Source organism: Deinococcus maricopensis DSM 21211 (assembly GCF_000186385.1).
GTDB lineage: Bacteria > Deinococcota > Deinococci > Deinococcales > Deinococcaceae > Deinococcus_B > Deinococcus_B maricopensis.
Genome location: NC_014958.1, coordinates 3,422,189 through 3,444,842 on the forward strand (window position 1 = coordinate 3,422,189; position 22,654 = coordinate 3,444,842).

Annotated in this window: 24 protein-coding genes; 14 read left to right on the forward strand and 10 right to left on the reverse strand. The window is 71.1% G+C overall.

What is annotated here, in order from left to right:
• Window positions 1-42: 42 nt before the first annotated feature.
• Window positions 43-1,551: an anti-sigma factor family protein gene (locus DEIMA_RS18395; protein ID WP_013558360.1), complete on the forward strand. Its 1,509-nt coding sequence runs from the start codon at window positions 43-45 to the stop codon at window positions 1,549-1,551.
• A gap of 11 nt (window positions 1,552-1,562) precedes the next feature.
• Here DEIMA_RS18395 and DEIMA_RS16180 read toward each other — a convergent pair whose 3' ends face one another.
• On the reverse strand, window positions 1,563-1,826 hold the full coding sequence (locus tag DEIMA_RS16180; protein ID WP_013558361.1) for a hypothetical protein: 264 nt from the start codon (window positions 1,824-1,826) through the stop codon (window positions 1,563-1,565).
• A gap of 53 nt (window positions 1,827-1,879) precedes the next feature.
• Here DEIMA_RS16180 and DEIMA_RS16185 point away from each other — a divergent pair, with 53 nt between their 5' ends.
• Together DEIMA_RS16185 and DEIMA_RS16190 are read left to right on the forward strand one after the other, a co-directional pair.
• Complete coding sequence (locus DEIMA_RS16185; protein ID WP_013558362.1) at window positions 1,880-3,520, forward strand: adenine deaminase; 1,641 nt, start codon at window positions 1,880-1,882, stop codon at window positions 3,518-3,520.
• A gap of 34 nt (window positions 3,521-3,554) precedes the next feature.
• Complete coding sequence (locus DEIMA_RS16190; RefSeq protein ID WP_013558363.1) at window positions 3,555-3,917, forward strand: 2Fe-2S iron-sulfur cluster-binding protein; 363 nt, start codon at window positions 3,555-3,557, stop codon at window positions 3,915-3,917.
• Between the two features lie 74 nt (window positions 3,918-3,991).
• Here DEIMA_RS16190 and DEIMA_RS16195 read toward each other — a convergent pair whose 3' ends face one another.
• Complete coding sequence (locus tag DEIMA_RS16195; protein ID WP_342622111.1) at window positions 3,992-4,189, reverse strand: hypothetical protein; 198 nt, start codon at window positions 4,187-4,189, stop codon at window positions 3,992-3,994.
• A 67-nt stretch (window positions 4,190-4,256) separates the two neighbouring features.
• Here DEIMA_RS16195 and DEIMA_RS16200 point away from each other — a divergent pair, with 67 nt between their 5' ends.
• From DEIMA_RS16200 to DEIMA_RS16210, 3 genes are all read left to right on the forward strand, one after another.
• Complete coding sequence (locus DEIMA_RS16200; protein ID WP_052303336.1) at window positions 4,257-5,303, forward strand: LptF/LptG family permease; 1,047 nt, start codon at window positions 4,257-4,259, stop codon at window positions 5,301-5,303.
• Window positions 5,300-6,400, forward strand: a complete 1,101-nt coding sequence (locus DEIMA_RS16205) for an LptF/LptG family permease (protein ID WP_013558366.1) — start codon at window positions 5,300-5,302, stop codon at window positions 6,398-6,400. The genes DEIMA_RS16200 and DEIMA_RS16205 overlap by 4 nt, the downstream gene beginning before the upstream one ends.
• A gap of 184 nt (window positions 6,401-6,584) precedes the next feature.
• Window positions 6,585-6,842, forward strand: a complete 258-nt coding sequence (locus DEIMA_RS16210; RefSeq protein ID WP_013558367.1) for a hypothetical protein — start codon at window positions 6,585-6,587, stop codon at window positions 6,840-6,842.
• Between the two features lie 63 nt (window positions 6,843-6,905).
• Here DEIMA_RS16210 and DEIMA_RS16215 read toward each other — a convergent pair whose 3' ends face one another.
• Complete coding sequence (locus DEIMA_RS16215) at window positions 6,906-8,357, reverse strand: MBL fold metallo-hydrolase RNA specificity domain-containing protein (protein ID WP_013558368.1); 1,452 nt, start codon at window positions 8,355-8,357, stop codon at window positions 6,906-6,908.
• Between the two features lie 112 nt (window positions 8,358-8,469).
• On the opposite strand from DEIMA_RS16215, the gene DEIMA_RS16220 reads away from it, so the two are divergent.
• The 6 genes from DEIMA_RS16220 (at window position 8,470) to DEIMA_RS16245 (ending at window position 14,042) form a co-directional block, all read left to right on the forward strand.
• Window positions 8,470-8,913 carry a universal stress protein gene (locus DEIMA_RS16220; RefSeq protein WP_013558369.1) on the forward strand — a complete coding sequence of 148 codons (444 nt, stop codon included), beginning with the start codon at window positions 8,470-8,472 and terminating at the stop codon, window positions 8,911-8,913.
• 46 nt (window positions 8,914-8,959) lie between these two features.
• Window positions 8,960-9,664: an AIM24 family protein gene (locus tag DEIMA_RS16225; protein WP_013558370.1), complete on the forward strand. Its 705-nt coding sequence runs from the start codon at window positions 8,960-8,962 to the stop codon at window positions 9,662-9,664.
• A 409-nt stretch (window positions 9,665-10,073) separates the two neighbouring features.
• On the forward strand, window positions 10,074-10,958 hold the full coding sequence (locus tag DEIMA_RS18400) for a hypothetical protein (RefSeq protein ID WP_013558371.1): 885 nt from the start codon (window positions 10,074-10,076) through the stop codon (window positions 10,956-10,958).
• Window positions 10,959-11,109: 151 nt separating this feature from the next.
• Entirely contained in the window at window positions 11,110-11,688 is a 579-nt protein-coding gene (locus tag DEIMA_RS16235) for a precorrin-2 dehydrogenase/sirohydrochlorin ferrochelatase family protein (RefSeq protein ID WP_043816877.1), read from the forward strand.
• Complete coding sequence (hemA, locus tag DEIMA_RS16240; protein WP_013558373.1) at window positions 11,685-12,788, forward strand: glutamyl-tRNA reductase; 1,104 nt, start codon at window positions 11,685-11,687, stop codon at window positions 12,786-12,788. The genes DEIMA_RS16235 and hemA overlap by 4 nt, the downstream gene beginning before the upstream one ends.
• Before the next feature lie 93 nt (window positions 12,789-12,881).
• Window positions 12,882-14,042 carry a DUF418 domain-containing protein gene (locus tag DEIMA_RS16245; RefSeq protein WP_013558374.1) on the forward strand — a complete coding sequence of 387 codons (1,161 nt, stop codon included), beginning with the start codon at window positions 12,882-12,884 and terminating at the stop codon, window positions 14,040-14,042.
• Between the two features lie 86 nt (window positions 14,043-14,128).
• Here DEIMA_RS16245 and metK read toward each other — a convergent pair whose 3' ends face one another.
• Window positions 14,129-15,334 (reverse strand): methionine adenosyltransferase, encoded by a 1,206-nt coding sequence (metK, locus tag DEIMA_RS16250; protein ID WP_013558375.1) that lies wholly within the window; start codon window positions 15,332-15,334, stop codon window positions 14,129-14,131.
• Window positions 15,335-15,524: 190 nt separating this feature from the next.
• Here metK and DEIMA_RS16255 point away from each other — a divergent pair, with 190 nt between their 5' ends.
• On the forward strand, window positions 15,525-16,439 hold the full coding sequence (locus DEIMA_RS16255; RefSeq protein ID WP_013558376.1) for a class I SAM-dependent methyltransferase: 915 nt from the start codon (window positions 15,525-15,527) through the stop codon (window positions 16,437-16,439).
• Between the two features lie 202 nt (window positions 16,440-16,641).
• Window positions 16,642-17,196, forward strand: a complete 555-nt coding sequence (locus tag DEIMA_RS18905) for a CAP domain-containing protein (protein ID WP_013558377.1) — start codon at window positions 16,642-16,644, stop codon at window positions 17,194-17,196.
• Between the two features lie 145 nt (window positions 17,197-17,341).
• On the opposite strand, the gene DEIMA_RS16265 is transcribed toward DEIMA_RS18905, so the two are convergent.
• The 6 genes from DEIMA_RS16265 to DEIMA_RS16285 all read right to left on the reverse strand — a co-directional run bounded on the left by DEIMA_RS16265 (window position 17,342) and on the right by DEIMA_RS16285 (window position 22,652).
• The gene (locus DEIMA_RS16265; RefSeq protein ID WP_013558378.1) at window positions 17,342-19,006 is read right to left on the reverse strand and encodes a long-chain fatty acid--CoA ligase; all 1,665 of its coding nucleotides are present in this window, start codon (window positions 19,004-19,006) and stop codon (window positions 17,342-17,344) included.
• Between the two features lie 105 nt (window positions 19,007-19,111).
• Window positions 19,112-19,348: a ferredoxin gene (locus tag DEIMA_RS16270; protein ID WP_013558379.1), complete on the reverse strand. Its 237-nt coding sequence runs from the start codon at window positions 19,346-19,348 to the stop codon at window positions 19,112-19,114.
• Between the two features lie 129 nt (window positions 19,349-19,477).
• Window positions 19,478-20,239: an NTP transferase domain-containing protein gene (locus DEIMA_RS16275; protein ID WP_013558380.1), complete on the reverse strand. Its 762-nt coding sequence runs from the start codon at window positions 20,237-20,239 to the stop codon at window positions 19,478-19,480.
• A gap of 46 nt (window positions 20,240-20,285) precedes the next feature.
• Window positions 20,286-20,825 (reverse strand): hypothetical protein, encoded by a 540-nt coding sequence (locus tag DEIMA_RS18100; RefSeq protein ID WP_148234991.1) that lies wholly within the window; start codon window positions 20,823-20,825, stop codon window positions 20,286-20,288.
• Between the two features lie 118 nt (window positions 20,826-20,943).
• Window positions 20,944-21,315 carry a YkvA family protein gene (locus DEIMA_RS16280; RefSeq protein ID WP_013558381.1) on the reverse strand — a complete coding sequence of 124 codons (372 nt, stop codon included), beginning with the start codon at window positions 21,313-21,315 and terminating at the stop codon, window positions 20,944-20,946.
• On the reverse strand, window positions 21,312-22,652 hold the full coding sequence (locus DEIMA_RS16285) for a sensor histidine kinase (protein ID WP_013558382.1): 1,341 nt from the start codon (window positions 22,650-22,652) through the stop codon (window positions 21,312-21,314). The genes DEIMA_RS16280 and DEIMA_RS16285 overlap by 4 nt, the downstream gene beginning before the upstream one ends.
• Window positions 22,653-22,654: the final 2 nt, after the last annotated feature.

Consider the following 22,654-nt stretch of genomic DNA (forward strand, 5'->3'; position numbering starts at 1 on the left):
ATGGGCCGCGCGGCCGCGTAAAAGCATACAGGTGAAGCCTGTGTGACCGACCGCGCGCGTGAACTGCTGCATCTGGCCCTGGAGGGCGACCTGACGGTCACGGACCGTGAGGCGCTGACTGCTGCCCTGAAGGACCCGGAAGTAGCGGCGCAGTACGCGCGCCTGCAGGCCGTTCAGGCCGCGCTGCGGGAGACGCCGGTCATGCCGCGCAGCGTCGCGGCGGACGTGGCGCGCGAGGTGGCACTCACCGCGGCCCTCGTGCCGCCCGCCATGCCGGCGTCGGTGGCGGCGCGCGTCGTTGAGGACGTCCGCGCCGCGCGCGCCCTCAGCGCGGACCGGCCGACCATGCCGCGCAGCGTCGCCGCCAGCGTGACCGCCCGGATCGGCGCGGCCAGCGCCGCATCCACGCCACTAGCCGGGGAGGACGCGGTCGAGGCGGCGCTGCGCGGCCTCACGCCCCCGCCCATGCCGGCGTCGGTCGCGGCGAGCGTCGTCGCGCGCGTCTCGCGCGACGCCCGCCGCAATCCCGCCCCCACCCTGCTGGTGGGTGGGCTGGTGGTCGCCCTCGCCCTGATGGGCGCGTCCCAGGCCGGCGAGAACCTCACCGCCGGCGCCACGGTCCTGCGCGCGCTCGCTGCGCAGCTGTCGCCGCTCGCGGTGGCGGGCTTCGCGCTGCTGATGCTCGCGAGTCTGCTGGTGAGCGTGCGCCCCACCCCGCGCCTGCAACGCGCGGGCGGCCTCGCGTTCGCGCTCGCGGCGATCCTGACCGTTCCGGGCCTGTGGTCGTTCGCGGGCGGTGACGGCACGAACCGCGTGCGCGTGGGCGGGAACGTCGTCGTGGACCGCACGGTGCCCGGCAACGTCCTCGTGGTCGGCGGCGACGTGATCCTCAAACCCGGCGCGGACGTGCGCGGCGAAGTTGTCGCGCTGCTCGGGGACGTGCAGCAGGAGGAAGGCGCGCACGTGGAAGGCACCGTGGGCGCCCTGCTCGGCACCGTGGACAGCCGCGACCGTGACGCGCTCAGCACCGCGCCCGTCGCGCGGCTCGGCACGGCCAGCGCGTTCCAGCCGCTGCTGTCCTGGCTGGGCAGCGGCGCGTGGCCGCGCGTGTACGTGGCGTTGCTGGGCGGCCTGATGGCGCTGCTGTTCCTGCGGGGCGTCGCGCCACGCCTCGCGAGCGCGCAGCGGCACGCCCCGGTGCGCACGCTCGCGCTCGGCACGCTGGCGCTCGGCGTGACGCTGCCGCCCCTGCTGCTCGCCGCCATGAGCGGCTTCCTGGCGCCCGCGCTGGTCGGCGCGGCGCTGCTCGTCGTGGCGTTCAGCGTCGGCCTCGTCGTGAGCCTGTACGACGCGGGCCGCGCCGTGACGCGCCGCGCCGGCCTGCCGCTCCCCGACACGGTCGGGGCGCTGCTGGGCCTGAGTGCCTTCACGGCGACGCTGGGCGTCCCGCCGCTCGCGCTCGCCGCGTGGCTGATCGGCGGCGCGTGGGGTGCGGGCACGCTGATCCTCACGCGCCGCGACTGGCTGGGTGGCCGCGGCGCCGTCCGCTGAGCGCCCGCGTGTCAAGCGAGCAGGTACGGACGGGCGGCCTCGAAGCCGTCCAGCGCGCGCGGGTCGAGCAGAACGTCGTCGTCCTCGCGGCGCGCCAAGCCCGCCTGCACGAAGCGGTTGAGTTCCGCCTCGACGCGCTGCTGCACGCGCCGGAGCATCAGGGTGTCGGCGTCCGGCACGCCGCGCCACGTCAGGAACGCCCGGTGAAAGGTGGGCAGGGCGTCCAGGCCCACGCGGGTTTCCAGGTTCCGCCACGACAGGGAAAGAGCAGTCATGCCTGTATGACAGCATGCCGCGCGCTCCCGCGGGGCGCCGGGTAGACTGGCGCATGTTGTCCGAGGCTTCACGTCAGCGGCTGGTGCGCGTCGCCCTGGGCGCGGAGGCCGGCGACCTCCTGATCCGGGACGCGCGCGTGGTCAGTGCCCTCACGGGCGAGGTGTACGGCGCGGACGTCGTGATTGCCGGTGGCGTCATCGCGGGCGTCGGGCGTGGGTACCGCGCGCGGGACACGCTGAACGCGGGCGGCGCGTACCTCGCGCCGGGGTTCATGGACGCGCACATTCACATCGAGTCGAGTTTCCTGACGCCCGCGCGGTTCGCGGAGGCGGTACTGCCGCGCGGCACGACGGCGGTGGTCGCCGAGCCGCACGAGATTGCGAACGTGCTGGGCGTACCGGGCGTGGCGTGGATGCTGGACGCGGGGCGGGCGAGCGGCCTGCGGGTGTTCGCGTCCATGCCGTCGTGCGTGCCGGCCAGCGCGTTCGAGCAGGGCGGCGCGAGTGTCGGCGCGGCGGAGGTGGAGGCGGGGCTGCGCCTGCCAGGCGTGCTGGGCCTCGCGGAAATGATGAACTACCCTGGCGTGCTCGGCGGGGACGAGGAGGTGTGGGCGGTGCTGGGCGCCGCGCGGGGTGCGCGGCTGGACGGGCACGCCGCGGGCCTGAGCGGCCGCTCGTTGCAGGCGTACGCGGCAGCGGGCCTGCATTCGGACCATGAGGCGGTCACGCCGGACGGCGCGAGGGAGCGCCTGCGCGCCGGGCTGTGGTTGATGGTGCGCGAGGGCAGCGCCGCGCGGAACCTGCAGGCGCTGCTGCCGGTGCTGCGCGAACGCCCGCGCCGCGCGATGCTCGTCAGCGACGACGTGTCCGTGGATGAGCTGCTGGATCTGGGGCACCTGGACCGGCTGCTGCGCGCGTGCGTGGCAGGCGGCGTGGACGCGCTGTACGCGCTGGGGCTGGTAACGCACGCGCCCGCCGAGTACTGGGGCCTCACGGCGCACGGGGCGGTCGCGCCGGGGTACGCGGCGGACCTGGTGCTTCTGGACGACCTGGTGGAGTTCCGCGTGCGCGAGACGCTGGTGGGCGGCGTGGTGGCGCGCGGGGGCGGGGCGACGCCTCCGCTGGCCGGCGGGGGGACGCATCTGGGGCCGGACTGGGCCGGGGTGCCGCTGGACGTGCCGGCCCACTGGCCGACCATCGGGGTGTCCGGGGACCAGATCGAAACGCGGGCCCTGCCGCCGGGGCAGGGCGACACGAAGCTGGTGGTGGCCGAGCGGCACGCGGGCGTGACGCGGGCGGCGGCGGCGTTCGCGCGGGGAGTGGGGTTGCGGTCCGGCGCGCTGTCGCTGAGCGTTCTGCATGACGCGCACCACGCGATCATTGCGGGCGCGACGGACGCGGAGATCCGCGCGGCGGGCCGCGCGCTGGAGGCGCAGGGCGGCGGGGCGGTGTTCGTGGAGCGCGGGGAGGTCGTGGCGGCGTTCCCGCTGCCGCTTGCGGGCCTCATGACGGACGCGCCCCCCGCCGAAGCGGCGCGGGCCGCGCGGGCGGTGAGCGAGGCGGCGCGCGCGCGCGGCTGCCCGCTGCCGCAGCCGCTCACGACGCTCAGCTTCCTGGGCCTGACGGTGATTCCGGAGTTGAAGCTCACACCGCAGGGCCTGTTCGACGTGCGCGCCTGGGCACTGGTGGAGTGAGGGGTCCAGCGCGCTGGGCGGGTACACTCGCGGTATGGCTACCATCACCATCGAGGGGTTCGGGACGGTCGAGGCGCACGCGGATGAGCGGTTGGTGCTGGCGCTGGAACGTGCGGGCACCGGCGTTCTGCACCGCTGTGGGGGCGTGGCGCGCTGCACCACGTGCCGCGTGGAGTTCCTGCGCGGGGAGCCGACACCCATGACCGCCGCCGAGCGCGACAAGCTGGACGAGAAGGGGCTGCTGGGGAGCGCGCGGCTGTCCTGTCAGATCCCCTGTACGGGGGACATGACTGTGCGCGTCGTGCAGACAGAAGCCAGCACCGGCTTGGAAGCCGGCAAGGCCCCGGCTCCACAGATCGAGCCGGAGCCGGTATGGGTGGAGCGGCCCAGCGCCTGAGCTGATGTTTCACGTGAAACAGGCGGCTGCACCCGGCCGCAGCCTGTTTCGCTGAGCGGCTCCACCCGCCAGTCTCAAGGGATCGGCTCGTTGTCCGGGTGCAGGCCCAGGCCGGCCAGCACCTGCGCCCGGGACCAGCCGATCAGGGCCCGCAGGTCCTGCAGCGCCGCCTCGAATTCCGCCTGCCCCGGCGCCCCACGCTCCGCCACTTCCCGCAGGCACGCCCAGCGGGCATTGCGTTCCCGCAAGAACTCCGAGCGGCTCATGCTCATGCCCGCAGCGTACACCGACGCGGAGCTGCTGCGTCGCTCCTCATGGCCTCAAGGTACAATCCTGGGCGTGCTGAAAAAACTCGCGCCCTACGTGCTGCGGGAAGTGCTCCCCCTGTATGTGGTGGGCGCGTTGGTGTTCCTGCTGCTCACCACCACCGACCTGATCAGCGGCGTGGTCGGCATTCTGCTCAGCTACCACCCCACACCACGGCAGGCCTGGCTGCTGTACGTGACGCAGGTGCCCCGCCTGCTGAACCAGTCCCTGATCCTCGCCATTCCCTTCGCGGTGCTGGTCGGCTTCGGGCGCCTCGCGAAGGACAGCGAACTCAAGGCCACGGCCGCCGGCGGCGTCCGCCCCCTGAACCTCGCGTGGCCGCTGCTGCTGCCCGCCGCGCTCATCGGCGCGTTCGTGTTCTACAACGGCGCGTACCTCACGCCGCAGGCGCAGGCGCAGTGGAACACCGCGTGGTTCAGCGTGTACCGGCAGGCGCCACCGCCGCCCGTGACCACCACGTACACGTACGCGCAGGACGGCACGCTGTTCAGCGCCAGCCGCGTGGAAACGCCGCAGGGCGCCACCGTCGCGAACCTCACGGGCGTACTCGTGCAGACGCCCACCGAAACCATCACCGCCTCCACCGGCAGCTGGGACGCCCGCGCGAAAACCTGGACGCTGCCCGGCGGGTGGGTCGTGCGCGGTGACGCGCGCCCCGCCGAGTTCCACACGCCGCGCACGTTCCCGCAGCGTGACGAGATCGCGCGCCCCACGCCGCCGCCCGCCGAATCCACCCTGCCGGAACTGCGCGCGGAACTGGCGTCGGGCCGCCTGAACGTGCAGGAGCGGCGCACGTACCAGTTCAACATCGCCCGGCGGTACGCGGACGCCTTCACGGCCCTGGGCTTCGCCTTCGCCGCGAGCGCCCTAGGCCTGATGGTCCGCAACCGCGCGTGGGCGGTCACGAACGTCGTATTCCTGATCCTGGGCTTCTACATCGTGTGGAGCACCGTCCCGCAACTCGCCGGGAGCGGCGCGCTCCCCCCGAACCTCGCTGCGTGGCTGCCGCCGGGACTGCTGACGCTGCTGGGCGCCGCGCTCGCCTGGAGGCTGCGATGAGCCGCCCGTTCCTGCGCCGCTACGACCGCTACGTCATGGCAGAGATCCTGCCGCTGCTCGTCGCCGGGCTGGTCGTCGTGATGCTCGCCGTGCTGGTCGGCGCGCTGCTGGAAGTCATCGCGCCGCTGCTCGCCAAGGGCGCGTCCCCGGCGCTCGTGGCGCGCCTGGTGGCGCTGCAGCTGCCCGAAGCGATCAAGATTGGCCTGCCGGTCGGGTTCCTGTTCGCCACGCTGCTGGGCCTGTCGCGCCTGTCCAGCGACGCGGAAATCAAAGCGGCACTCGCGGGCGGCGTCGCGCCCGGGCGGCTGTTCCTGCCGGTGCTGCTGATGGGCGTGGGCGTCACGGTCGCCGCGTTCGTGATCGGCGAGACGCTCGGCCCGCGCGCGAAAACCGAAAGCCTCAGTGTGCAGCGCCAGATCGTCCTCGACAACCCGCGCGTGCTCGGCCTGGACCAGCCGGGCCTGATCCTGCGTGACGCCCTGAACCGCGCGATCAGCGTCACCCGCGTCCGCCCGGGCGGCGTGCTGGAAGGCGTGCGCGTCGTGGCGCTGCGCGAGTCCGGCGGGCCCTCGTCGATCATCACGGCGCGCGAAGGGCACCTGCGCGACAGCAACGTGCTGGAGCTGCTGGACGGCCAGCGCATCACGTACCAGGACGGCCGCCCCGTGACGGTCATCCGCTTCCGCCGTGGGGAGCTGCCCGTACAGGACCTGCAGGCGAGCTTCAAGACCAGCGACGCGCCCAAACCCATCGACACGCCGCTGCCGCAGCTGTGGGCGAAGGTGCAGACGTACGCGCAGCAGCACGTGAACGCCCCGCAGGAAACGACGGCGCTGCAGCGCAAGTTCGCGGAGCCGCTCGCGGCGCTCGCCATGGGGTTCTTCGCGGTGGCGCTCGCGCTGTTCACGTTCCGCAGCGGCCTGAACGTCGGCCTGGTGTGGGTGCTGCTGCTGACGTTCGCGTACTACGCGTCGTGGAGCGTGTTCCGCGTGATGGGCGAGTCCGGCGCGCTCCCGCCGGTCGTGGCCGCGTGGACGCCGGACGTGCTGTACCTCGTGGCGGGCCTCGTGCTGCTCGCCATTGCCGCGCGCCGCTGAGCGCGCCCAGGAGGGGGCCGCCGGTGTGCCCGGCGGCCCCCTCTGCTGTCCCGAGCCGCCGGGTCTTCCGGGCACCCGGGCGGGTCAGGGCCCTGAAAAGTGCGCCCTGCACGCAATTACGCCACGGACGAAACAGTATCAAGTCCTAATCTCATGCGGCGCACCTTCCTACACTGAATCACCGATGGAACGCCCGCCGCTCGACATCGTTTCCCTGCGCATGGCGCATTGCCGCGCTGAACGCGCCGCGTCCAGCGGCCAGTACCACCTTGCCGTGCAGCAGTACCGCGCGTGTCTGGAAGCCGCCGAACGGCGCGAGGACTGCCGCGCCGTGCAGTTCTTCGCATTGCAGCTCGCCCGTTGCTACACCAGCATGGGCCTGCCCGACAAGGCCGCGAGTTTCCACGCGCTCGGCTGCGCCGACGAGAACCCCATCGCCTAACCCCACACCTCACGCCGGAGGGGAGGCCGCGCGGCCTCCCCTCCCCTGTTATGTACCCCGGCGTTACTCGTCCGGGCGGCGGTCGTGGCCACTCCCGACTGGCAGGCCCGGCGGGCGCCCCCCCGGGAAATACGTGGCGCGCAGGTCCACCGCCTCCGCGCGCGGCACGATGTCGCCCGTGACGCCCCGCGCGGCCAGCACGTCCAGGTAGCGGGTCATGACGTCCACCTCGCCGTGCACCAGCCAGGTTTTCGGGTTCCCGGCGCTCTCCACGAACGCGAGCAGGTCATCCTGGTCGGCGTGCGCGCTGAACCCCCCGATGGTGTGCACCTGCGCGCGCACCGCGATGTCCTCGCCCATGATGCGCACCGTCGGCTCGCCCGCCACGATGCGCCCGCCGAGACTGTGCGGGCTCTGGTACGACACGATTACCAGGCTGGTGTCCGGCTTCCACAGGTGGTGCTTGAGGTGGTGCTGGATGCGCCCGCCGCTCATCATGCCGTTCCCCGCAAGGATGATGGCGCTGCCTTCCAGGCGGTTAAGCCGCTGACTTTCCGCGCTGGTCGTGACGACGTGCAGCGTGCTGGGCCGGAACGGGTCGCCGCCCGCGTGCAGTTCGTCGCGCACCTCGGGGATCAGCTCGTCGCCGTACTCGAAGTACTCGTGCGTGGCGCGCGCGCCCATCGGGGAATCGAGGAACACCGGCACGTACGGGATCTGTCCGGCGTCCATGAGGTGCTTGAGGTAGTACAGGATCGCCTGGGTACGCTCGATGGCGAACGTGGGAATCAGGATCTTCCCGCCGCGCGCGACGCTGCGTTGCAGCGCGTCCGTGAACTCCGCGAGGGTCTGCGTGAGTGGTCGGTGCGTGCGGTCCGCGTACGTCGTTTCGGTCACGAGGACGTCCACGTGCGGCGGCAGCGTGAAGTCCTGCTGCAGGCCGCTCTCGCGGTTCCCGAGGTCGCCGCTCATCAGGAGGCGCCCGTCGGGCGTGTCGAGCAGCAGGTACGCGCTGCCGAGAATGTGCCCGGCGCGGCCCGGCGTGACGCGCACGTTCCCGACGCTGAGCGTCTCACCGAACTCCAGCTGCGGGCGCAGCAGCGCCTGCACGGTGTGCACGTCGTCCTCGTCGTAGAGGGGTTCGGGCACGCGGTCCTCCTCGCCGACGCGGCGGGCTTTGCGGACGTCCCGGCGGTAATCCTCCACCTGCAGGCGCGCGCTGTCGAGCAGCACGATGCCGGCCAGGGCGGCCGTGGCGGGCGTGCAGTAGATCGGGCCGCGGTAGCCGAGGCGCGTGAGGACCGGGAGGCGCCCCACGTGGTCGAGGTGCGCGTGCGTCAGCAGGACCGCGTCGAGGCTGCGCACGTCGAACGGGAAGGGCTCGCGATTCAGGGCTTCCAGGTCGTCGTCACCCTGGTACAGGCCGCAGTCGATCAGGACGCGCGTGCCCGCCACCTCGAGCAGGTGACAGGACCCGGTGACGGTTTCAGCCGCGCCGAAGCTGGTGAGATGCATGACCCAGCGTAAGTCCGGCGGCGCGGACCCGCCCTGAAGAAAACCCGAAGGCGCCCTTCACGTGTTCCTGACGCGCTCCGACGCCGCAACGGGGCGCGTGGTACGGTGCGGCATGACGGAACGTTCCTCCAGCTTCGAGCGCATTCTGGTCGGCGTGGACTTCTCGGATACGGCGGATGAGGTGCTGCGCGTCGCGCGCTCGCGCTTTCCCGGCGCGGAGTTGCGCGTCGTGCACGTCGTGGACGCCCGCGCGGTCGGCGTGCCGGACCTGAGCAGCGGCAGCCTGATGCCGGTCACGCCCGGACGTGACCTGACCGACGCGCTCAGCCACGCGGACTTCGCGCGGCTCACGCCGCTGCTGCAGGACCACGAGCAGGGCGACATCCTGGTCGGTGACCCGGCCACGGCGCTCGTGGAGGACGCGGCACGTTCCGGCGCGGACCTGATCGTGGTGGGCGCCCACAACCGTGGCGCGCTGGAGCGCTTCTTCGTGGGGTCCGTGGCGGAGCAGGTGGTGCGCCGCGCGCACGTGCCGGTGCTGGTCGTGAAGCACTGAGCGGACCTGCGGCAACCCGCGCCCGACCCGGCGCGTACAGTGAATCATGACCAACGATCCCACCCACACCCTGCGGGACTTCCTGGCGAAAACGGCGGAGCGCGACAACCCCGGTGACGTGTTCGAACTCGAGAGCAGCAAGATGCTCGAGGTGAAGGTCAACGGGCGCATCTGGAGCAAGCTGGGCGCGATGGTCGCGTACAAAGGCAACCTCAGCTTCAAACGCGAGGGCATGCTGGAAGGCGGCGTCATGAAGGCCCTGATGCGCGCCGTCAGCCAGGAAATGAGCCCACTGGCGAAAATCGAGGGGAACGGCGTGTGTTACCTCGCGGACCAGGGCAAGGAGATCACCATCCTGCGGTTGGAGGGGGACGCCCTGAACGTGAACGGCAACGACCTGCTGGCGTTCGAGGACAGCGTGCGGTACGACATCACCATGATGCGCCGCATTGCGGGCATGGCGGCGGGCGGGCTGTTCAGCGTGCGCGTGCAGGGGCACGGGATGGTGGCGATCCTGTCGCACGGGCACCCGCTGACCCTGCCGGTCCGCCCGGGCCAGCCGGTGTTCACGGACCCGAACGCGACGGTGGCGTGGAGCGCGAACCTCACGCCGGAACTGCGCATGGACACCAGCTTCAAGGCGCTGTTCGGCCGTGGCGGCGGCGAGACGTTCCAGATGGTCTTCCAGGGTGAGGGGTTCGTGGTCGTGCAGCCGTACGAGGAGAAACCCGAGATCACCAACCACAGCTGAACCACGCGCCGATGCGGGCGGCCAGGGGCGTCCCTGGCTGCCCGCACTGCGTTCGCCGAACGCCTAAGGTGAACATGAGAAACGCGGCTGTACACCTCAGCTTTAAACATGTCAGTGAGAGCGTGTCCAACAGTTTCGCCCGCGCAGGACGTGGAGAAGTTGAAAAGTCCAGACGCGCAACCAGCGAACAACCAGGACGTCACGTGTCGTTAAAGGGCTTTTTCGTCGTCCTCAGTCGTTTTTCCGTGAGAACCCTTAGCGGGTCTTTACATTCTGGTGAGGAGCGCGTCGGGATCGTCCTGAGGGTTCTCGGGCGGCGCACACATGCGCCCTGCCTACGCTTGACCCGTGAAGCCGCACGACCTCACCGCCACTCGGGCGTGACGTGCCTTCCGGAAGGAGAACGCCCATGACCCGAGAACAACGCACGGGACGCCGCCTTTCCACCCTGGCCGCCACGGCCCTGCTGAGCCTCAGTGTCGCCGCCGTCGCGCAGACCACGCCGACGGCGCCGTCCACGACGCCCGCCGCCCCGGCCACCACGGCGCCGGCGCAGACGCCCAGCACCACCGATCCGGCCACCACGGCGCCGACCACGGACCAGTCCTCGCCGGAGCAGAGCGCGGAGCAGAGCACCGACCAGACCACCACGGACCCCGCGCAGACCACCGATACTGCGCCCACCACCACGACGACCAGCACCGCCACGAGCGACGACAGTGCCGTGCTGAACCTGCGCAGCGGCGCCCTGCCGGTGCCCACGGTGGACGGCGCCACCGTCCTGCGCACGGTCCGCACCGTCCTGGGCGGCGCCATCATCTACCAGGGCAACGTCGACAACGCCGTTCAGGCGACCGTGAGCAAGCTGACCGCGCAGGGCTTCCAGCCGGCCACGGGCGAGAGCATCGCGACCGGCACGGCCCTGGAACGCGACGGCGAGCGTGTGTTCGTCAGTGCCGAGCAGAAGATGGGGCTGACCATCGTGCGCGTCACCATGAACCCGACCGGGCCGAGCGCGGCCGCCCCCGCCGCGAGTAGCCAGGACGCGAGCGGCACCGACAGCGCCGCGACGGACAGCACCGGCACCGACAGCGCCACAGACAGCAGCACCGAGGAGACCTCCACGGATGGCGCAGCGACCAGCACGGACACCGCGGCGCCCACCGACACGACCGGCACCGGGACGGACGGCAGCACCGGTACGGGAACGGGCACAACCCCGGCAACCGGGACGGGCACCGGCACGGGCAGTGGCACCACACCGCCTGTGACGCCCCCGCCCAGCGCCCCCTGAGCAGCACCCCTTCTGAATGCCCGCGGCGGCCACGATGCATCGTGGCCGCCCTCCTGGTTCCGGTGGCTTCCTTGAGAATGCCGTGCTGGCGCGGGTTTCTGACCGGTCGGTCGGGGACGTTGCTCCCTCGTCCGCCCCGTATACTGACCGGGTGAAGCTGTACCCGGCGTTCCTGGACCTGCGCGGCGAGCGTGTGCTGGTGGTCGGCGGCGGTCCCGTCGCTCACCGCCGCGCGCGCGCCCTGCTGGACGCCGGCGCCCACGTGAGCGTCGTCGCCCCGGACGTTCTCCCGGACCTCGCCGGCCTGCCCGTGCAGGTGGAGCGCCGCGCGTTCCGCCCGGCGGACGTGGCGGGCGCGCGCCTCGTGTTCGCCTGCACGGACCGCGACGACGTGAACGACGCCGTCGCGGCGGCCGCCCGGGACGCCGGCATTCTCGTGAACCACGCCGGTCGCGCGGAGGGCGGCAGCGTCCGCCTCGGCGCGACGCTCACGCGCGGGCCGGTCACGGTCGCCGTGAACACCGGCGGGGAACTCCCCATGCTCGCGCAGGCCCTGCGCGACCACCTGAACGCCGCCTTGCCCGAACACCTGCCCGTGGACGACTGGACCGCGGCGCGGGAACGGGCCCTCACCCACCCCGAACCGGAACGCACGCACGCGCTGAACGCCCTGCGCGCCCGCATTCACGCGGCCCTTCAGGCCGCCCGACCCTCGGAGGCCCACGCTTGACGCCCACCACCACCCGCCTCCCCCTCACCTGCCCGACCGCCCGTACCCTCGCGCGCCTCGACGCGCCCCGCCTGGATTTCGCGGTGGTCGGCCTGAACCACAAGACCGCGCCCGTGAGCGTGCGTGAGCGCGCGACCGTGCGCGACGGCGAGCAGGACGCCATTCTCGCGCACCTCGCCCGGCACGCCTCGGAAGTGATGCTGCTCGCCACCTGCAACCGCACGGAGGTGTACATGGCGGGCGTGGACGGCGACCCGATGAGCGCTTTCGAGGGCGCGTGGGGGCACCGCCTGCGCGATCACCTGTACCTCAAGCGCGGCGAGGACGCCGCCACGCACCTGTACCGCGTGGCGGCGGGCCTCGACAGCCTCGTGCTGGGGGAAACGCAGATTCAGGGCCAGGTGAAGCGCGCGTGGCAGGACGCGCACGGGCGCGGCCACGCGGGCGCGCTGCTGAACAAGGCCGCGCAGGGCGCCCTCGCCACTGGCAAGCGCGTTCGCACCGAAACGGGCCTGTCGGACAAGGTCGTGAGCGTCTCGAGCGCCGCGGTGGAGCTCGCGCAGGCAATCTTCGAGGACCTGTCGGGCCGCACGGCCCTGATCGTCGGCGCGGGCGAGACGGCCGAGCTGACCATGACGCACCTGCGCGCCGCGGGCGTGGAGAACGTCATCGTCGTGAACCGCACGGTCGAGCGCGCCCGCGCCCTCGCGGACAAGCTGGGCGGGCGCGCGTGCGCCACCGAGTACCTGCATGAGGTGCTGCCCGAGGCGGACGTCGTGATCGCGTCGAGCGCGGCGCCGCATTACGTCCTGCGGCCCGAGCACGTGCGCGCGGCGCTGGGTGGGCGCGCGCACCCGATGTTCCTGATCGACATCAGCGTGCCGCGCATCCTCGACCCGGCCATCGGCGCGGTGGACGGCGCGTACCTGTACAACCTCGACGACCTGCAGAACATCGTGCAGCGCAACCTGGAGAGCCGCCGCGCGTGCCTGCCGCAGGCGGAGGGGATCGTGCATGAGGGCGTGCAGGATCTCGCGCGCTGGCACGCGTTCCGCGAGCGCAAACGGCAGGAACGCGAACTGGCCGTCGCCTGCGACTGACCGGGACGGCGAAAGGGGCGGCGCAGCGGGACGCCGCCCCTTTCGTGCGGCAGGTGGGACGCTGACGGGCCGAGCTTCACGGTAGCCTGCGGCATGACGACGCCCGACGTGCCCGCCTCGCCGCCCACCGCGCCGCCCCCGGCGGGCGCCGTGCCCCTTCAGGCGCGCGACACCCTGCCGGACCTGCTGCGGGGCGTGGCCATCGGCATGATCCTCCTCGTGAACATGCAGGACTTCGCGGGGTTCGCGGTGTGGCAGCAGCACGGCCTGGACCGGGCTGCGCAGGTCCTGACGGACACCCTCGTGAACGGTAAGGGCATCTCGCTGTTCGCGATGCTGTTCGGGGCGGGCGCGGCCACCGTGCACGCGCGGCATGGTACGAGCCGGCTCGCGCGGCGCTTGGGGGCGCTGCTGCTGCTGGGCGCCGCGCACTTCGTGCTCATCTGGCACGGCGACATCATGGCGCAGTACGCGCTGATTGCCCTGCCGCTGGTGCTGTTGCTCCACCTGCCGCCTCGGGGGCTGCTGGTGGCAGCGGCGGCGACGGCAGCCGCGTCGGTGTTCGCGCCCACGGGCGTGGTCGCGCTCGGCACGCTCGTGAGCGGCGTCCAGCAGCTCGGCGAGCCCCGGTACGCGCCCACGGAGGTGAGCGCCACCCTCCCGTACCTGAACGCGGTGCAGGCGCGCGCGCAGGACCTTGTGCACACAGAGTGGGGCGTCATTACGTACGGCGGAACGTGGCTGCTCACCCTGATGCTCCTGGGGGCGTACGCACAGCGCGCGGGCCTGCTGTCCCGCCCGCACGAGCACCAGCCGGCGTGGCGGGCCGTGATGCTCGTTGGGTTCGGGTTCGGTGTGCCCACGTCCGTGGTGCTCGCGCTGCTGAACGGCGTTCCGCAGGAATGGGCGGATTACGCCGCGGACCCGGCGCGTTTCGTCAGCGGCGTGCTGCTGGCGTTCGGGTACGCGGGTGCGCTCGCGCTGCTGGTAGTGCGGGGCCGCGCGTGGCTGCCGCTGGTGCAGGCCGGTCGCCTGAGCCTCACCACGTACCTCACGCAGTCGGTCGTGATGACGTTCGTGTTCTACGGCTGGGGTCTGCGGCAGTACGGCACGTGGGGCGCTGCGGCGAGCCTGCTGCTCGGCTTGGTCGTGTACGCCGCGCAGGTGGCGTTCGCGCGGTGGTACGTGCCGCGGTACGGGCGCGGCCCGATGGAACGCGTGCTGCGCTGGTTGGTGTACGGCCGGGCCGCGTAGGCGGGTGGGTTCCGCGCCCGCTCGGCGGCGCGCACGCACGAAGACGCGGCGGGCCCCAGTCCGGGCCCGCCGCGTCTTCGTGCGTGTTACGCCAGTTCGGCTTTGAGGGCGTCGACCTTGTCGGTCTGTTCCCAGGGGAATTCCGCGCGGCCGAAGTGGCCATACGCGGCGGTCTGCGCGTAGATGGGGCGCAGCAGGTTCAGTTCCGCGATGATCGCCTGGGGGCGCGCGTCGAAGTGCTTCGCGACGATCTCGGCGAGGCGTTCGTCGGTGACGACGCCGGTGCCGTAGCTGTCCACGCGCAGGCTCACGGGGTGCGCGCGGCCGATCGCGTACGCGACCTCCACGAGCGCTTTTTTCGCGAGGCCCGCGGCAACGAGGTTCTTGGCGATGTAGCGGGCGTAGTACGCGGCGCTGCGGTCCACCTTGGTGGGGTCCTTGCCGCTGAACGCGCCGCCGCCGTGCGGCACGGCGCCGCCGTACGTGTCGACGATGATCTTGCGGCCCGTAAGGCCGGTGTCGCCGTGCGGCCCGCCGATGACGAACTTGCCGCTGGGGTTGATGAAGTATTTGGTGGCGTCGCGCAGGTACGTGGCGGGAATCACGGCGCGGATGACCTTCTCGATCATGTCGGCGCGGATGGTGTCCTGCTCGATGTCCTCGTCGTGCTGGGTGCTGATGACCACGGTGTCCACCCACGTGACCTCGTGGCCGTCCTGCTGCTCGCGCACGACGGTCACCTGCGCTTTGGCGTCGGGACGCAGGTACGCGATCTCGCCGTTCTTGCGGAGTTCCGCGAGGCGCCGCGTGAGCTTGTGCGCGAGGCTCACGGGGAGCGGCATCAGTTCCGGGGTTTCGTCGGTGGCGTACCCGAACATCAGGCCCTGGTCGCCGGCGCCGGTGGTGCTGTACTGGTGCTCCGGGAGGGCGCGCTGCTCGTCGGTCATGGCGCGCCATTCCTCGCTGTAGTTCACGCCGCCCGCAATGTCGGGGCTCTGCTCGTGAATGGCGACGAGCACGGCGCTGTAGTCGGCGTCGAAGCCGTACCGGGCGCGGGTGTAGCCGACCTTCTTGACGGCTTCGCGGACGACGCGTTGCACGTCGACGTGCGCGTCGTGCGCGCTGACCTCGCCGGCGATGACGGCCATGCCGGTCGTGACGAGCGTCTCGACGGCGACGCGCGCGGTGGGTTCCTGCCGCAGGAATTCATCGAGGATGCTGTCCGAGATGAAGTCCGCGAGTTTGTCCGGGTGCCCTTCGGACACCGACTCCGACGTGTAGTACTTCCGCATGTGTGCTCCTGGCGCCAGGCCCGTGCGTGGGGCCTGTTCGGGGTTGCGTCTCACAGAACAAACCTGGAGAGGGATGCCGCTGTGCCCCGGCGCCGCGCGCCCGATGTCGCGGGCCGCGCACGAGTAGCTTAACGGCCTGGGGGGGGCGGCGGGAAGGGACGCGCGCCCGCCCCGGCGGCATACTGGGCGGATGCCGGATGCGCCGTTCCCTGCGGAGTTGTCGTTCTCGTTCGAGCCGCTCTCAGCGGTGCTGCCGGCGTTGCGGGCGGCGCTGGCCGCCGCGCCGCTGGTGGCGTTCACGGCGCCGGACCCGGACGCTGGGGTCGGGTTGTATGCGGGGGAGGTGACGGCGTGGGGCGTGCACCGTCCGTACGGCGTGTGGGTGGACGTGGCGGACCGTCTGGGCGCGCACCTGCTCACGCCGGAGCGCGCGGAGGAGGGGCGCGTGCGGCTGCGGCTGCGGCGGGACGCTTCGGGGGTGCTGCGCGGCGGCGCGGGCGGGTACGGCGCGGACGCGGCGTTTCAGCGGGTGGACAAGCTGGAGGACCCGGCGTTCCTGGAGGACTTCCTGGAGGCGTTGGGGCGCGCGCCGCTGCGGGCGGGCGCGCGGGTGCTGGCGGTGGGCGTGAACAGCGCGCGGGAGTTGCGGGCGCTGGCGCTGGCGTACCCGGACCTGGCGCTGGACGTGGTGGGGGTGGACGTGGACGCGTCGGCCCTGGCGCTCGCGGCGCAGCGCTTCCCGGCGTTCACGTTCGTGGAGCGGGACGTGAACGCGGCGCCGTGGGCGGACCTGGGGCGCTTCGACCTGATCGTGGCGTTGTCGGTGCTGCAGAGCCCCGGGGTGGACCTGGACCGGGCGGTGCGGACGCTGACGCGCGCGCACCTCGCGCCGGGCGGGACGGTGGTGTTCGGGTTCCCGAACGCGCGGTACGTGGACGGGCGACTCAGTTACGGGGCGCGCCTGCGGAATTTCCAGCGGCCCGAACTGAGCCTGCTGATGAAGGACGTGGCGCAGGTGCGGCGTTACCTGCAGAAGCACGCGTTCCGGGTGTTCGTGACCGGGAAGCACGAGGTGTTCGTCACCGGTCAGCAGTTTGAACTCTGAAAAAAGTGGTCCTCCAGACACCGAAAAAATGAGAAGGTCTTCATTTTTGCTTAATCGATGCGGCTTGTCAGACTCTGACAAGAATAATTCCGACGAAAACGCCACAAATCCCCACTGAAAACGTGCGATTTCCGTTGTTCAACGGCGTCCCAGGGCAGGTTTTCTAACATGCGCCAGCAGAGTCGGCTTCTACGCTAAATACATGAAAGCGCGCCTCCCCGTCGCCCTGATGATCGCCTCCTTCGCCCTGACCCTGACCGCCTGCGGCGGCACCAGCAGCACCGCCAGCGTCCCCACCCCCACCGCCATGACCGCCGAGCCCACCACCACCGAACTCGACGCCGTCGCCGCCCTGAACGCCCAGATCAGCAGCACCACCAAGTGCGGCGCCAACAACGTCACCGCCCGCGCCGCCCTCACCGAAAACGTCCTGCTCAAGAGCGCCGCCCAGGAGCGCGCGCAGTGGATGGCCCAAAACGCCGAACGCAACCCCAGCAGCGACTTCGAACAGACCACCTGGGCGCGCATCAGCCAGAGCGGCTTCCCCGCGCAGGCCGTCGCCGAAATCCGCGTGTACGGCCCGAACAGCGCCGGCGCCCTCGCGCAGGCCATCATCAAGAACGCCGACTTCTGCCGCAAGGTCATGGACGCGACCTTCACGCACATCGGCGTCGCCCACGAGCAGAACGCCCAGGGGCACTACTGGGTGCTGGACCTCGCCCAGCCCATCCCGCAGGCCACCAAGCCCGCCTCCTGATCCAACACCCCACACCCGCACTGGGGAGTGCGCGCGCGGCGAACGGCCAACACCGTTCGCCGCTTTCATTGTTCCGCCACCAGCTACAGCCGCCGCACGCCGAGCGGGGGAGGGCGCGCGCCCTCCCCCGCCCCACCATGCCCGCTTACTGCGGCAACGTGTACCCCGCGTACTGCTGGCGCATCTCGCGCTTCAGGACCTTCCCGGTCGCGCCGATCGGCAGGGCCTCCACGAACTCGTACGCGTCCGGCAGCCACCACCGCGCGAACCGCGGCGCCAGGAACGCCCGCAGTTCCTCCGGCGTCACCTCATGCCCCTCGCGGCGCACGACGACGGCCATGGGCCGCTCGTCCCACTTCGGATGCGGCACGGCAATGACTGCCGCGTTCGCCACCGCCGGGTGCGCGATCAGCGCGTTCTCCAGGTCCACGCTGCTGATCCACTCCCCGCCGGACTTGATCAGGTCCTTCGCGCGGTCCTGAATGTGCATGAACCCCCGCTCATCCAGCGTCGCGATGTCCCCCGTATCGAACCACAACGTCCCGTCCAGCGTCACGAAACTGCCGCGCCCCTCGTCCTGATGGTAACTGGCCGCCACCCACGGGCCGCGCACCAGCAGCCGCCCCATCGTCCGCCCATCATGCGGCAGGCGCTGATTGTCCTCGTCCACGACCTCCACGTGAATCAGTGGCACCGTGCGGCCCTGCTTCGCCTGCAGGCTGTACCCCTCGTCGCTGAGTTCCTCCACGCCCGGCGGCGTGGTGCTCGCCGTGCCGAGCGGACTGGTTTCCGTCATGCCCCACGCGTGCGCCAGCTTCAGGCCGTGCCGCTCGCGGAACGCGCGAATCAACGCTTCCGGCGCCGCGCTCCCCCCCACCACCAGCCGCGTCAGCAGCTGCAGGTCGTACGGCTCCCCCGCCGCCTTCGCGCGGTCCAGTTCATTCAGCAGGCCCATCCAGATGGTCGGCACGCCCGCCGTGATCGTCACCCGCTCGTCCTGCAACAGCCGCGCCACCGTCCGCCCGTCACTGAACGCCCCCGCGAACACCTGCCGCGCGCCGAACAGCGTGCACGTGAACGGCAACCCCCACGCATTCACGTGGAACATCGGCACGATCGGCAGGACCGTGTCCGTCTCACCGACATTCAGCGCGTCCTTCGGCGCGGCCACCAGCGCGTGCAGCATCGTCGAGCGGTGCGAGTACACCACGCCCTTCGGGTTGCCGGTCGTGCCGCTCGTGTAGCACATCATCGCCGCCTCGCGCTCATCCAGGTCCGCCGGGACCGGCAGCGTCTCCGGGTACGGTGCAATCCAGGTGTCGTAATCCACCACGCCCGGCACCGCCTGCGGCAGCGGCCCCATCACGACGACCTTCTGCAACATCGGACAGTGCGGCAGCAGCGCCGGCAGCATCGGCACGAACACGTTGTCGATCAGCAGCACCTTGTCCTGCGCGTGATTCAGAATGAACGCCACCTGCTCCGGGTGCAGGCGAATATTCACCGTGTGCAGCACCGCCCCCATGCTCGGCACCCCCAGGTACGCCTCCAGGTGCCGGAAGCTGTTCACGGCCAGGGTCGCCACCCGGTCCCCGCGCTCCACGCCCGCCGCCTGCAGCGCGTTCGCGAGCTGCGCGGCGCGCGCCGCCACGCGACCCAGCGTCGTCCGGTGCGTATGCGGTACGGGGTTCCCCTGCTCGTCGCGCCCCGCGACCAGCAGACTGACGACTTCACGATCACGGTACAGGGTGCGCGCGCGCTCCAGAATCTCCGGAATCAGCAGCGCGCCGTCCATCATGTTGCTGCGCATGGTCGGCCTCCTCGAAGTTGATTGCCGACATTCTAGCGGCAACCCCGCCACGCACACGCAGCGGCGCCCGGCCCCCAGGGGGACCGGGCGCCACCCGCACCACCCTTACAGGCCGAAGTGCGCGCGGTTCTTCTCAATGAACGGCACCTGATCGCCCGGAACATCCTCCTCCGGGAAGATCGCGCTCACCGGGCACGCGGGCACGCACGCACCACAATCGATGCACTCGTCCGGGTGAATGTAGAACTGGTCGCCACCGTCATAGATGCACTCAACGGGGCACACTTCGGTGCAGGCCTGGTCCTTGACGCCAATGCAGGGGCTGGTGATCACGTGCGGCATGCGGCCATTATGGGGATGCACCCCCCCCGGCGCAAGCGAAACACGCACGCTGTGTAGAGCGGTGAAACCCTCACGTTGCTCAGGAACACCCCAGGCGCACCAGCCCCGAAAACCAACGCCCGGACCGACTCAGGCGTCCGGCAACCCCAGCGCCCGCCGCGCCAACGCCAGATCCTCCAGCTTATCCACGTCCGTCCCCACCGACGCGCGCGCCGTCACCAGCGCCCGCGCCTCCACGCCCAGCAGCGCCCCCACCCGCGCCTCCAACGCCGCGATCCTCAAGCGCCCCAACAGCAGCCGCACCAGCACCCCCGGCCCGATCATCAGCGCCAACCGCGCCGGATTCTTCCGCGCCGCCAGCAACGCCCGAAGGCGCGGCAGGAACCGCCCGATCAGCGACGGATCCAGCAGAAACACGTTCCCCCCCGTGAACACCCCGTCCCGCAGGCGCGCGTACGTCCGCTTCACCCCCGGGTACGCCGCCTCGCACGCCGCGCGCGTCACCACCGGATACACCAGCCCCGCGTTCGGCGCGGCGTCCAGCACCTCCGCCAGTTCCGCACCCGTCAACATCGGGATATCCGCCGTCACGACCATCACGCGCCGCCCAGCCTCGCCCGCGAGCGCCGCGACGCCCGCCTCCAGGTTCCCCAGCAGGCTCCCCTGATCCGTCACGCGCACGTCAATCCGCGCGTCCAGCTCCGGCGTCGTCGGGCCAACGTACGCCACCCGCCGCACCCGCCCGCTCGCGCGCAGCGCGTCCAGCACCCACGCCGCCATCGGCCGCCCCCCCAACGCCAGGAGCGGCTTGACCGCCACGCCCTGCGACGCCGCGAACTCGTCCCCGGCGTCCCCGCCGCCCAGCACCACCGCATCCCACATCTCGCTCATGCACGCGAGTGTAAAGCGTGACCGGGCGGTCACGGGCAACTTCAACTCACCAGATCATCCACATGACACCGCGCCGCTGCGGTTGTGGGTCAAGCTCCTCGGCGCGGTCCATGTCACCCAGTCGCGCCAGACGGCAGATGTTATGGCCTGCGCGGCGCCATCGTCGGCGATATGGCCGCGTGGCGTCGCCAACGCCACCTTTCAATCCGCCCTTTTTCACCCACTTGCGCGTGATCCCGAAAAGATGCATGCGCGTCTTCTCCTCCAAAGCCCAGGTCATGACCGGCTCGCGGAACGCTGCACCGATCGACTCGTCATACCCAACACTGAAGCCTTGAATGGACTCGGGTCGGCGGTACGCCCGTTTCGTCTGAACCCGCGCCCCTGCTCTTGTGGAAGCGAAATACTGGGCTTCGGCCGCGGTTTCAAAGAAGCTGTATTCCACCCATCGAGTACGCGGGAAGGCCGCGCGAACCTCTTCAGGTTCGCGCGGCCCACTTTTGGGGTGCACGAACACCTGCCGAGTCAGGCGGGTATGCGTCTTGCGGCGAAGGTGCTGTTCCCGGTTCCAGATTCGTCCAGCCATTGCAGGCCCCTCCTCAGGGCCTACAAGCTGTGGTCTCGCCATTCCACCATGCCTTTAGGGTAGCCAGCAAAAAAATCAGGCACATCCGAAGATGTGCCTACCACGCCGCCGGTGAGGTTCAGGCGTGACCCTGCTGGAGCGCATTCCAGAACGCGTAGCCGATCAGGCACACGATCAGCACGAATCCAGCAACCACGAACGGCAGGAGCCAGGGGAGGCGTCGGCGCAGGCGATTGACGCGTTCGCGTGATTCTGCGAGGACGGGTGCCGGGAGGGTGCGCGCCGCGAACGCGAGGATGGCGGGTACGACCAGCAGGTCGTCGGTGACGCCCAGCACGGGCAGGACGTCCGGAATGAGGTCCACGGGGGACGCGGCGTACACGAGGGCCAGGAGGGCGATCAGGCGGGAGCCGCCGGGTGTGCGGCGGTCCCCGGCGGCGAGGAGCAGGGCGAGCGCGTCGCGCCAGACGCTGCGGAAGCGCGTGATCATGCGGCGTCCTCGTCAATGTCGTCGTCCTCACTGAGGTCGAGGGCGGGAAGGGTGAGGGTGAATTGCGCGCCGCCGTCGCGGCGGTTCCCGCCGGTGAGGGTGCCGCCGTGCAGTTCGGCGATCTGTCGGGCGACGCTCAGGCCGAGGCCGCTGGAGCCGCTGCCGCTCACGAACGGTTCGAAGATCTTCTCGGCGAGGTGTTCGGGCAGGCCGGGGCCGTTGTCGCAGACGGTGAAGCGCATGAGGGTGGGGGTGTCCTCCAGGTTGATTTCGACGGTGCCGTCGGGGCCGGCGGCGCGGCGGGCGTTCGCGAGGAGGTTCCGGAGCGCCTGGGTGAGGCGGTCGGGGTCGCAGAGGATCATGCCGTTCCAGTGGCCGAGGAAGCGTACGTCGGGGACGAGGCGGTCGAGGCGGTCGCGGAGCGTGCGCGCGGGGATGAGGTGCCACGCGAGTTTGAGTTCCAGCTGGCCGCGCGCGAGCTGCATGAGGTCCTGGGTGGTGAAGGTGAGTTCGTCGGCGACGAGGGCGGCGCGGCGCACTTCGTGGTCGCCGGTGCGCTGCGCGGCGCGGTCCAGGGAGGCGCGGAGGACGGTGAGGGGCGCGCCGAGTTCGTGGACGATCTGGCCGAGGAGTTGCTTTTCGCGCGCTTGCTGCGCGTCGATGCGGGCGAGCAGGCGGTTGATGGCGTCGAGCAGGTCGTACACTTCGTCGCGGCGTTTGGGGAGGGGGATGGCGGAGATGCTGCTGCTGGGGTCGAGGCGGCCGGCGACGCGCGCGGCCTGCCCGAGGCCGCGCAGGTGGTGGCGGCCGAGCAGCAGGCCGGTGAGGAGCATGGCGAGCGGCGTGAGGATCAGCGCGAGCGTGAGGGTCTGCAGGGTGGTCTGGCGGGTGGCGATGAGTTCAGTTTCGGGGAGGGCCACCCAGATCAGGCCGCTTTGCTGCCCGCCGAAGAATTTGAGGGGGCGGGTGGTGACGCGCAGGGGGAGGTCGTCTTCGACGTAGCTGCCGCGGGTGGGCGCGGAGAATTGGGTGTTCTCGGCGTTTTTGAGGGCGCTGGACGCGGCGGTGATTTTGCCCTTGGCGTCGATGAGCATCACGAGGGTGCCGCCGCTGGAGGGGAGGCCGGCGCCGCTCTGGAGGGCTTTGATGGGGTCGTTGAAGTTCTCGGCGATGGTGTCGGCGCGTTCGTTGAGGCGGGCGGTGAAGGCGTTGTCGAGCTGTCGGAGCAGCAGAAACGTCAAGCCGCCCGCGACGAGCGCGAGCAGCAGGAAGGCGGTGAGGGTGTAGGCGAGGGCAAGGCGGAAGCGGAGGCTGTGCGTCCAGGCGGGGGTGCGCACTG